8 protein-coding genes are annotated in these 9,061 nt (G+C 61.1%); 5 read left to right on the top strand and 3 right to left on the bottom strand.

Translation table 11 applies throughout. From position 1 onward, the window contains the following. Together NKH30_RS27145 and NKH30_RS27140 are read left to right on the top strand one after the other, a co-directional pair. The coding region (locus NKH30_RS27145) for a carboxyl transferase domain-containing protein (protein WP_502911528.1) at positions 1–561 on the top strand (561 nt) is incomplete at its 5' end. A gap of 6 nt (positions 562–567) precedes the next feature. After that, complete coding sequence (locus NKH30_RS27140) at positions 568–1,638, top strand: M48 family metallopeptidase (protein WP_352748814.1); 1,071 nt, start codon at positions 568–570, stop codon at positions 1,636–1,638. A 44-nt stretch (positions 1,639–1,682) separates the two neighbouring features. On the opposite strand, the gene NKH30_RS27135 is transcribed toward NKH30_RS27140, so the two are convergent. Both NKH30_RS27135 and NKH30_RS27130 read right to left on the bottom strand, forming a co-directional pair. Beyond that, entirely contained in the window at positions 1,683–3,686 is a 2,004-nt protein-coding gene (locus NKH30_RS27135; protein ID WP_352997538.1) for a hypothetical protein, read from the bottom strand. Continuing rightward, positions 3,683–5,212 carry an NAD(P)H-hydrate dehydratase gene (locus NKH30_RS27130; protein ID WP_352997537.1) on the bottom strand — a complete coding sequence of 510 codons (1,530 nt, stop codon included), beginning with the start codon at positions 5,210–5,212 and terminating at the stop codon, positions 3,683–3,685. The genes NKH30_RS27135 and NKH30_RS27130 overlap by 4 nt, the downstream gene beginning before the upstream one ends. A gap of 359 nt (positions 5,213–5,571) precedes the next feature. On the opposite strand from NKH30_RS27130, the gene NKH30_RS27125 reads away from it, so the two are divergent. Together NKH30_RS27125 and glnA are read left to right on the top strand one after the other, a co-directional pair. After that, on the top strand, positions 5,572–5,910 hold the full coding sequence (locus NKH30_RS27125) for a P-II family nitrogen regulator (RefSeq protein ID WP_019857988.1): 339 nt from the start codon (positions 5,572–5,574) through the stop codon (positions 5,908–5,910). A gap of 53 nt (positions 5,911–5,963) precedes the next feature. Next, positions 5,964–7,373, top strand: coding sequence for a type I glutamate--ammonia ligase (gene glnA, locus NKH30_RS27120; RefSeq protein WP_023675115.1), 1,410 nt, complete (start codon positions 5,964–5,966; stop codon positions 7,371–7,373). Positions 7,374–7,489: 116 nt separating this feature from the next. On the opposite strand, the gene NKH30_RS27115 is transcribed toward glnA, so the two are convergent. Next, positions 7,490–8,530, bottom strand: a complete 1,041-nt coding sequence (locus tag NKH30_RS27115; RefSeq protein WP_023717535.1) for a glutamine synthetase beta-grasp domain-containing protein — start codon at positions 8,528–8,530, stop codon at positions 7,490–7,492. A 319-nt stretch (positions 8,531–8,849) separates the two neighbouring features. On the opposite strand from NKH30_RS27115, the gene NKH30_RS27110 reads away from it, so the two are divergent. Next, positions 8,850–9,044, top strand: coding sequence for a DUF2735 domain-containing protein (locus tag NKH30_RS27110; RefSeq protein ID WP_352451032.1), 195 nt, complete (start codon positions 8,850–8,852; stop codon positions 9,042–9,044). Positions 9,045–9,061: the final 17 nt, after the last annotated feature.

The following is a 9,061-nucleotide window of genomic DNA, read 5'->3' as shown; positions in this document are numbered from 1 at the left end:
CCCCCGTGGGGGCGGGGGGGGGGGCTCGTTTGGTTTGCCGCCCGAAGGGGGGGGGGTTTGGGGGGATTCGGCGACGGGTCCGCGTCCCGGCGCGTCCCGTGCGGCGCGGGGCCGGGCTTCTGGCCGGCCACCGCGCAGGAATATGGTGGGTTGATCAAGCACGGCGCCAAGCTTCTGTTCGCCTATGCCGAAGCGACCGTGCCAAAGATCACCGTCATCACCAGAAAGGCCTATGGCGGCGCCTATGACGTCATGGCGTCAAAGCATTTGCGCGGTGACATGAACTATGCCTGGCCAACGGCGCAGATTGCGGTGATGGGCGCCAGGGGCGCAGTCGAGATCATCTATCGCAAGGATATCGGCGACGCGGAGAAAATTGCAGCGCACACAAAAGCTTACGAGGATCGCTTCCTGTCCCCCTTCGTTGCCGCCGAGCGTGGCTATGTCGACGAGGTGATCATGCCGCATTCGACCCGCCGCCGCATCGCCCGCGCGCTCAGGATGCTGCGCAACAAGGATATGCAAAACCCCTGGAAGAAGCACGACAACATTCCGCTGTGAGGGTTGATGTCGCGCCTGGTCCTCTATGTAGGAGCGCGTTTCGGCAGGTTTGCCATCCTGCTCTTCGCCCTGCCGCTGTTTTGCCCAATACTCCTGTGGTTCTGGTTCCTCGATTGCTATCCGCTCGCTGTCATCGCGACTGGCGTTGTTGCGATCCCGGCCGCGATGCTGGCCATCGTTCTGTTGATCGGGACATTGTTCGCCGGTTTTCGACCCAGCAAGGTGGACGGGATTACTCGGGAATCAGCCCCGAAATTGTGGGCTGTCTGGGAGAGTATTGCCGGCAAACACCGCGCCAGCCGCACGAACATCATCCTGAGCGACGATCTCAACGCTAGCATCGGTGAAGAGCGGCCGTTTCTGGGCCTGCTTGGTCGCAGGGCAATTCTCACCGTGGGCCTGCCGCTGCTCGCAGCGACCGACCAAAAGGGGTTTGCGGCGATCTTGGCCCATGAGGACGCCCATCTGAAAAATAAAGATACAAATGGCGGGCTCAACCTGGCCGAACTCGAAATGAGCTTCGATCTAATCTTCGACTTCGCCCCACCGGGAAAAACCGTTTCGGGCAGCCTGTTCTACTGGATGCTTGGCCCGCTGTCGCGCACGCTGGAGCGCGAAGAAATACGGTTGTCGCGGCGGGCGGAAATTGACGCAGATCGTCATGCAGCGATGTCCGGCGATGCATATGAAACGGCGCGCGCCATGCTGCTGATCGGTGCTGCCAGTGCGCTCTTCGATGACCAAGTGTATATTCCGCTTAAACGTGAACTGCTTGGCACCATGGTACCGCCTCGTCCACCACTTGAAAGAGTTCTGGCGGCCGCCAGTCACCTGTCGAGGCTTCCCATCCTGCAAGAATATGCGCAAAAGGCCTGGGACGCGCCAGATAACGAAAGCGCGGATCATCCGCCCTGGTCCGAACGTTTGACTGCTCTTGGATTTAGCTCGGCTCCAGAGATAAAACCAGTTCTGGTTTCCGCCTTGTCGAGCCTGCTGAGCGATGAGATCGTCGCCGAACATGTCCGCCATTTCGACGGCGAATGGACATCGAAGATCGCCGACTATCTCGATCGATAGCTATCCACCTGAAACTATAGCGGCTAATGCCCAGTCGGCGCAGGCTATTCCGCTTCCGCTGCTCCGAACCCGGCTCCCATCGTCGCGCGGACGGCGCCCGACCACGGCGTGGCGTGATTGTCGATGCGCATCTGGAAGATGAAATAGGTCGGCGAGCAGAAGCCGATGCCCTTCACTTTGCCGATACCGGGTGTATCGGGCGGCAGTGACTGACACATGTAATCCTCGCGGCAGAAATGGTCGGCCGAGCAGGCAGGACGATTGCCGCGATTGACGGCGCCGCCCAGGCACTGGTCGAAATTATTGGTCGCCACGCAGGTGTCGAATTTTTTGCCGCCGACCAGCCCGCAAATCTCGTTCGGCATCGGCTTGCCCGTCTTGAAGGCGGCAAAGCTGCGATCCCGGTCGTCGCAGCCGCGATAGGCGATACCCGCCGGCACACCGATCTTCGGCGGTCGGCAGGTGTAGGCGGCGCGCGAAATGCTTGGTGCGAACGCGGCGAACTGACTGGTGATGGTATAGTGGTCATTGAAAGGCTGTGCCGCGTTGCTGGCGATGTATCCCGTTAAACAGGGGTGGCCGGAAAACATGTCTTCGCTGTCCTTGGGCAACAGGCATTGCGCCAGCTTGGTGCGCACGCCGGACGCGGTTGCCAGCGGCGTGCAGACGGTGCCGGCGCCGCATTGCCATGTTGCGCCGAAGCGGGCCGCATCCGCCGGCATCAGGCACGGCATCGCCATTTCGGCCGGCGAATAGGCGATTTCGCCGGCATCGTTCCAGGTCGCCGGCGGCGCGAACGATAACGGGCGAAAGCGGTTCGGTTCCTTGCCGTCGGCAGTCGCGCGCAGCCAGGCGACGCGGCGCGGGATGTCGGCGTGGAGATGCGGGGAGATGCCGACCTCAATGCGGTTGAGCGGCGAGGTCGTCTTGTCGTCAAGTCCGATGAAATGGAAGCCGGCGGTCGAGCCCGCCTGATGGCAGCCCTGGCAGGCGCCGTTGTCCAGCCGCTCGACCAATGCCTCCGGCGTGCGCACCAGCTTCAGCGCGGAGAAATCGACACCAGCGAAATCCGCGGGCTGGAACAGTGGCGTGAACGGGTGGTTGGCCTGCCTTGCACTGCCGAAGGTCGACCACGAAATGACCTTCCTTGCCAAGAATTCATCGGGGATTTGGTAGACGCCGAGATCGACCGCCGCGACATTGGTGCGGACATAGTCGGCAAGTCTTGCTTTCAGCGCAGCATCTTCGGCGAGACGTGCCGTGTCGGGCGTGTTTTCCAGCGGCTTTTCGCTGACAGCCGCTCCGTCGATGCCGAAAATTCGCATGAGATAGGCAGCCTGCCCGCCGAATTCGGTCTCTTGGCCGGAGGGGAAGCGCACCACTTGCGCATTGAGCTCGAGCTGCTTGAAGGTGAGCGCCGTCCTTTCCAGCGGCCCACCGGTCAGCCAGCCGGCATCGACGCTCTCGTCGAGTTGTGGTGCCCAGCGTCCGGCGACGCCGACACAACCGCCGTCGGCATCCGGCGCGGCATCGTAGACGGCACTGAAATTGAACGGCAGGCGCGAGGCCAGAACCTTGCCGTTTTTGCGGAAACTGTAAGCTAGGCGATAGATGAGGCGCACCTCGCCGCAACTTCCGTCACCTTTCAGCGCGGTGAAATCGCGCCGGTCGAGCCTGTTGACGATACCGACCAGCCGGAAGCGCGCCGCCTCGGTCTTCAGCCAGCGCATGTCCATGATGCGGCCGACATTGCCGTCGGTCACCTCGTAGAGCGTGCGCCCGCCGGCCTTCATCTCGGCCCGCAATGCCGCGACGTCGCTTGCAATCGTTTCGACGATCGCGTGATAGGCCGGCGCCTTGTCGTAAAGCGTCTTCAAATCGCCCTTGCCATCGACGCCAAAAATGCCGGCGAGGCCAAAGCCCTTGGCGTCAAGCTGGGCGAGAACGGCCGGGTCGTCGACGATGGTCAGCGGAGTTCCGGCGTTCGCGGCCTGCGCCATGGATATGGCACTAATGATCGCAACGAGCAGCGCAATCAGGCGGTTCATTCGGCAGCCTTCCCGCGGCTTTCAACGAGCTCGCGCAGGACCGGCACCAGCGCCAGCGGCAGGTCCTCGGCGATCAGCCCCGGTCCGAAACGGCTGCCGGCCTCGGCATGGATCCAGACTGCCGCACAGGCCGCTTCAAAGGCCGGCATGCCCTGCGCCAGCAGCGCGGCGATGATACCCGACAGCACGTCGCCCGAACCGGCGGTGGCCAGCCAAGGCGCGCCATTGTCGTTGATCGCTGCCCGGCCATCGGGGGCCGCAATCACAGTGTCGGCACCCTTGTAGACGAGAGTGGCGTTGGCCCGTTCGGCTGCGGCGCGTGCCTTGGCCAGTTTGGACAGGTCCTTGTCCTCGGCGATATCTGAAAAAAGCCTGACGAATTCGCCGTCATGCGGCGTCATCACCAGAGCCGGCGCGCTCGGCCGGCTGGCGGCTTCGAACAGGGCATCCGTCGCGTCGCGAAACGAGGTGACGCCGTCGGCGTCGAGCACCAGTCCGTCGATCCCACCGTCTTGCCCACGAGCGCCATTCAGCACGGCCAGGGCGAATTCGCGCGTCTTCTCACCAATGCCAAATCCTGGGCCGAGCACGAAGGCCGATGGCCGGCGGCTGCCGACGAATTCGTCCACATCCGCGACAGTGTCTAGCTTGCGCAGCATGATCGAGGTCAGATGCGCCGCGTTCACATGGATGGCGTTCGCCGGCGACAGCAAGGTGACGGCCCCTGCCCCGCTCCTAGCCGCGGCAAGCGCCGACAGCCGCGCAGCACCCGTCGCCGACGGCCCGCCGGAAAAGACGCCGACATGGCCGCGTTTATACTTATGGGCGTCGACGGCCGGAACCGGAAAGCGGCCAAGCCAGAGCGCCGGAATGTTCTCGAATGTTCGTGGTTCAAGCTGCGCAACAACACTGTCGCTTATGCCGATATCAGCGAGCACGATTTCGCCGCACAGCTCGCGCCCCGGCAACAAAAGATGGCCTGGCTTTTTTCGCGCGAAGGTCACCGTGGTCCGGGCCCGGAAGGCCTTTCCTAACACATTGCCGCTCTCGCCTGAAACGCCCGACGGCAGGTCGACCGCGACAACCGGCAAATTCAATTCCGCCGCAATGTCGATCACCTTGGCGGCGTCGCCGGACAGCGGCTTGGACAGCCCCGCCCCATAGACCGCGTCAACCACGACCGAGCCCATCTCGGCAACGAAATCCGACAGCGGCCGAGCTTCAACCGGGCATTCCGAGGCAGCGAGTGCCGCATCACGGCCGCCTTTGGGCGATCCGGACGCCCACACAGAGACATCGACGGCGCTCTCCCGAAGGATGCGGGCCACGACATAGCCGTCGCCGCCATTGTTGCCGGGGCCGCAAAGCACGTGGACGCGCGTTGCGTTCGGGTAGCGCTTGAGCACCAAGGCAGCAACCGCAGCGCCGGCATTGCGCATCAGGCCGATGCCGTCGAATGGACCAGCGGCAATCGCCAGCCGGTCGGCCTCGGCCATTTCGGACGGAGAAAGAAGTTCGTGGCTCATGCGGGCGACATGCACATCATCTGCCGAAGCATTGTCCAGTTTTTGATCCGACGCAAACTACGAAGGTTATGAAACACACCGGCAATGCCCGGAGCGACGAGTCGCAGGTCCGCAGCTGCCCATGAAATATCCGATCTGCCCATTTTTTGTGCGGACGACGGGACCGGCGTTGTTTAGGCTCGTGGCGCTCATGGCGCATCCGACGCAGGGAATGACGCGAATGTACATTCCCGCGTAGCATGGTATTCCAAATCATGTGAGCCCACCCGGCACCCCATCAATTGGCACAGTTCGTGCTTGATTGAGGCGCAAGCGGGGCTCACAACCCGTCTTTTTTGGCAGTGGAGGCCACTTTTTACATGAAAAAGATCGAAGCGATCATCAAGCCATTCAAGCTAGACGAAGTGAAGGAAGCGCTTCAGGAGGCTGGCCTGCAAGGTATCACCGTTACCGAGGCCAAAGGGTTTGGCCGCCAGAAGGGCCATACCGAGCTTTATCGCGGCGCCGAATATGTCGTCGACTTCCTGCCGAAGGTGAAAATCGAAGTCGTGCTCGGCGACGATGCGGTCGAAGCAGCGATCGAAGCCATCCGCAAGGCGGCCCAGACTGGCCGCATCGGCGATGGCAAGATCTTCGTCTCCAATATCGAGGAAGTGGTGCGCATCCGCACCGGCGAAACCGGCATGGACGCCGTCTGAATTTTCCCGTTAAAAGGCCATGTTCAAACGTCATCACATAGGGAAGCAGGGACATGACGACAGCCAAAGACATCATGAAGCAGATCAAGGACAACGACGTTAAGTTCGTCGATCTGCGCTTCACCGATCCGAAGGGCAAACTGCAGCACGTTACGATGGATGTCGTCGAGGTCGAGGAAGACATGTTTGCCGATGGCGTCATGTTCGACGGTTCCTCGATCGCCGGCTGGAAGGCGATCAACGAGTCCGACATGGTGCTGATGCCGGATTCCGATACGGTGCATATGGACCCGTTCTTCGCGCAGTCGACCATGGTCATCCTGTGCGACATCCTCGATCCGATCTCCGGGGAGTCCTACAATCGCGACCCGCGCGGCACCGCTAAAAAAGCCGAGGCCTACATGAAGGCCGAAGGCATCGGCGACCAGATCTTCGTCGGTCCTGAAGCCGAGTTCTTCGTGTTCGACGACGTCAAGTACAAGGCCGATCCTTACAACACCGGCTTCAGGCTGGATTCGACCGAACTGCCGTCCAATGACGACACCGACTACGAGACCGGCAACCTCGGTCATCGGCCGCGCATCAAGGGCGGCTATTTCCCGGTGCCGCCGGTCGATTCGGCGCAGGACATGCGCTCGGAAATGCTCACCGTGCTCGCCGAGATGGGCGTGCGCGTTGAAAAGCACCATCACGAAGTGGCCGCCGCCCAGCACGAGCTCGGCATCAAGTTCGACACGCTGGTCCGCAACGCCGACAAGATGCTGATCTATAAATATGTCGTGCACCAGGTCGCCAACGCCTACGGCAAGACGGCCACTTTCATGCCGAAGCCGGTGTTCGGCGACAATGGCTCGGGCATGCATGTCCACCAGTCGATCTGGAAGGAAGGCAAGCCGACCTTCGCCGGCAACGAATATGCCGGCCTGTCCGAGAGCTGCCTGTTCTATATCGGCGGCATCATCAAGCATGCCAAGGCGATCAACGCCTTTACCAACCCGCTGACCAACTCCTACAAGCGCCTGGTGCCGGGTTATGAAGCGCCGGTGCTGCTCGCCTATTCGGCACGCAACCGCTCGGCCTCGTGCCGCATTCCGTTCGGCTCGTCGCCGAAGGCCAAGCGCGTCGAGGTCCGCTTCCCCGATCCGGGCGCGAACCCCTATCTTGCCTTCGCCGCCATGCTGATGGCCGGCCTTGACGGCATCAAGAACAAGATCCACCCGGGACAGCCGATGGACAAGGATCTCTACGACCTGCCGCCGAAGGAATTGAAGAAAATCCCGACCGTCTGCGGCTCGCTGCGCGAGGCTTTGCAGAGCCTCGACAAGGACCGCGGCTTCCTGAAGGCCGGCGGCGTATTCGACGACGACCAGATCGACAGCTATATCGAGCTCAAGATGGCCGAGGTAATGCGCTTCGAAATGACCCCGCATCCGGTCGAATACGATATGTATTATTCGGTGTGATCCGGATCGTTGCAGCCAATAGAAAAAACCCCGGCAGAGACGCCGGGGTTTTTTATTGTGATGCGATTGGAGAGAAAGTCACAGCGCAGACCTGAGGTCCACGCCATGACGAATGCTCAAGCCGCGGCCGAAACCTCGGCGCTGGTCGGGACGGAGGCGATCGTCTTCAATATCTGCGAGGCGATCTGGTAGGGGTCGCCCTGCGAATTCGGCCGGCGATCTTCGAGATAGCCCTTGTAGCCGTTGTTGATGAAGGAGTGCGGCACGCGGATCGAGGCACCGCGATCGGCGATGCCATAGCTGAACCTGTTCCACGGCGCGGTCTCGTGCTTGCCGGTCAAACGCTTGTCGTTGTCCGGCCCGTAGACGGCGATGTGATCCATCAGGTTCTTGTCGAAAGCCGCCATCAGCGCTTCGAAATACGCCTTGCCGCCGACTTCGCGCATATAGGCTGTCGAGAAGTTGGCATGCATGCCCGAGCCGTTCCAGTCGGTGTCGCCGAGCGGCTTGCAGTGATATTCGATGTCGATGCCGTATTTCTCGGTCAGGCGCTGCATCAAATAGCGTGCCATCCACATCTGGTCGGCGGCCTTCTTGGAGCCCTTGCCGAAGATCTGGAATTCCCACTGGCCTTTGGCCACTTCGGCGTTGATGCCTTCATGGTTGATGCCGGCGGCAAGGCAAAGGTCGAGATGCTCCTCGACGATCTGCCTGGCGACGGAGCCGACATTGCTATAGCCGACGCCGGTATAGTACGGGCCTTGCGGCGCCGGATAGCCGCTCTCGGGGAAGCCGAGCGGGCGGCCGTCCTTGTAGAAGAAATACTCCTGCTCGAAGCCGAACCAGGCGCCCTCGTCGTCGAGGATGGTGGCGCGTTTGTTGGACGCATGCGGCGTGACGCCGTCCGGCATCATGACCTCGCACATGACGAGCGCGCCATTAGTGCGGGCGGGATCCGGATAAACGGCGACCGGCTTCAAAACGCAGTCGGAGCTGTGGCCCTCGGCCTGCATGGTCGAAGAACCGTCGAAGCCCCACAGCGGAAGCTGGTCGAGCGTCGGAAACTCGGCGTAGTCCTTGACCTGCGTCTTTCCGCGAAGATTGGGAACCGGGGTGTATCCATCGAGCCAAATGTACTCGAGCTTGTATTTCGTCATTCTAGCCTCTCGTTGCTTGATCACCGAACCCTGGATGGCGCCGGGGCGAGCCGGCCTATCCAGCAGCCGACCTGCCGGATTACTAAAATGCAATTCGTGTGCCATTCTCGCCGGCGATGGATGCGGCAAAAGTGAGGTTGTATCCGCCCAAAATCGCTGGTCCGCTGTCATGCTGCGGTCGGATCATCCACAAGCACATTTTGCACAAATAATATGCAAGTACTGATCTTTTCGTAATCATATTGCCTATTTCGATTGCTGAACCTATGTTGGGGAAAGGTTGAATCGGCAAGGTTCTGTCGAAGAAAGGAAACCGACAATGGAAATCACTTCCACTCGTCAGTCGGCCAAAATCCTGATGTTCCCGGTGGCAGCGCGCGCTTCTGCCTCAAATTTAAGCGGAAAGGCTAAGTTCGCGGCAGAACTTGCTTCGTTGCGCAACCGCACGGATTTCGGAAGTGCCTGGTATCATGAGGCAGCGATCGAGGAAGCGAACCAGGATCGGAAGAGCTAAGCCCTTCCCCTCCATGC

Source organism: Mesorhizobium sp. M1273, assembly GCF_040318195.1.
GTDB lineage: Bacteria > Pseudomonadota > Alphaproteobacteria > Rhizobiales > Rhizobiaceae > Mesorhizobium.
This window is presented reverse-complemented; position numbering and strand designations above follow the sequence as displayed.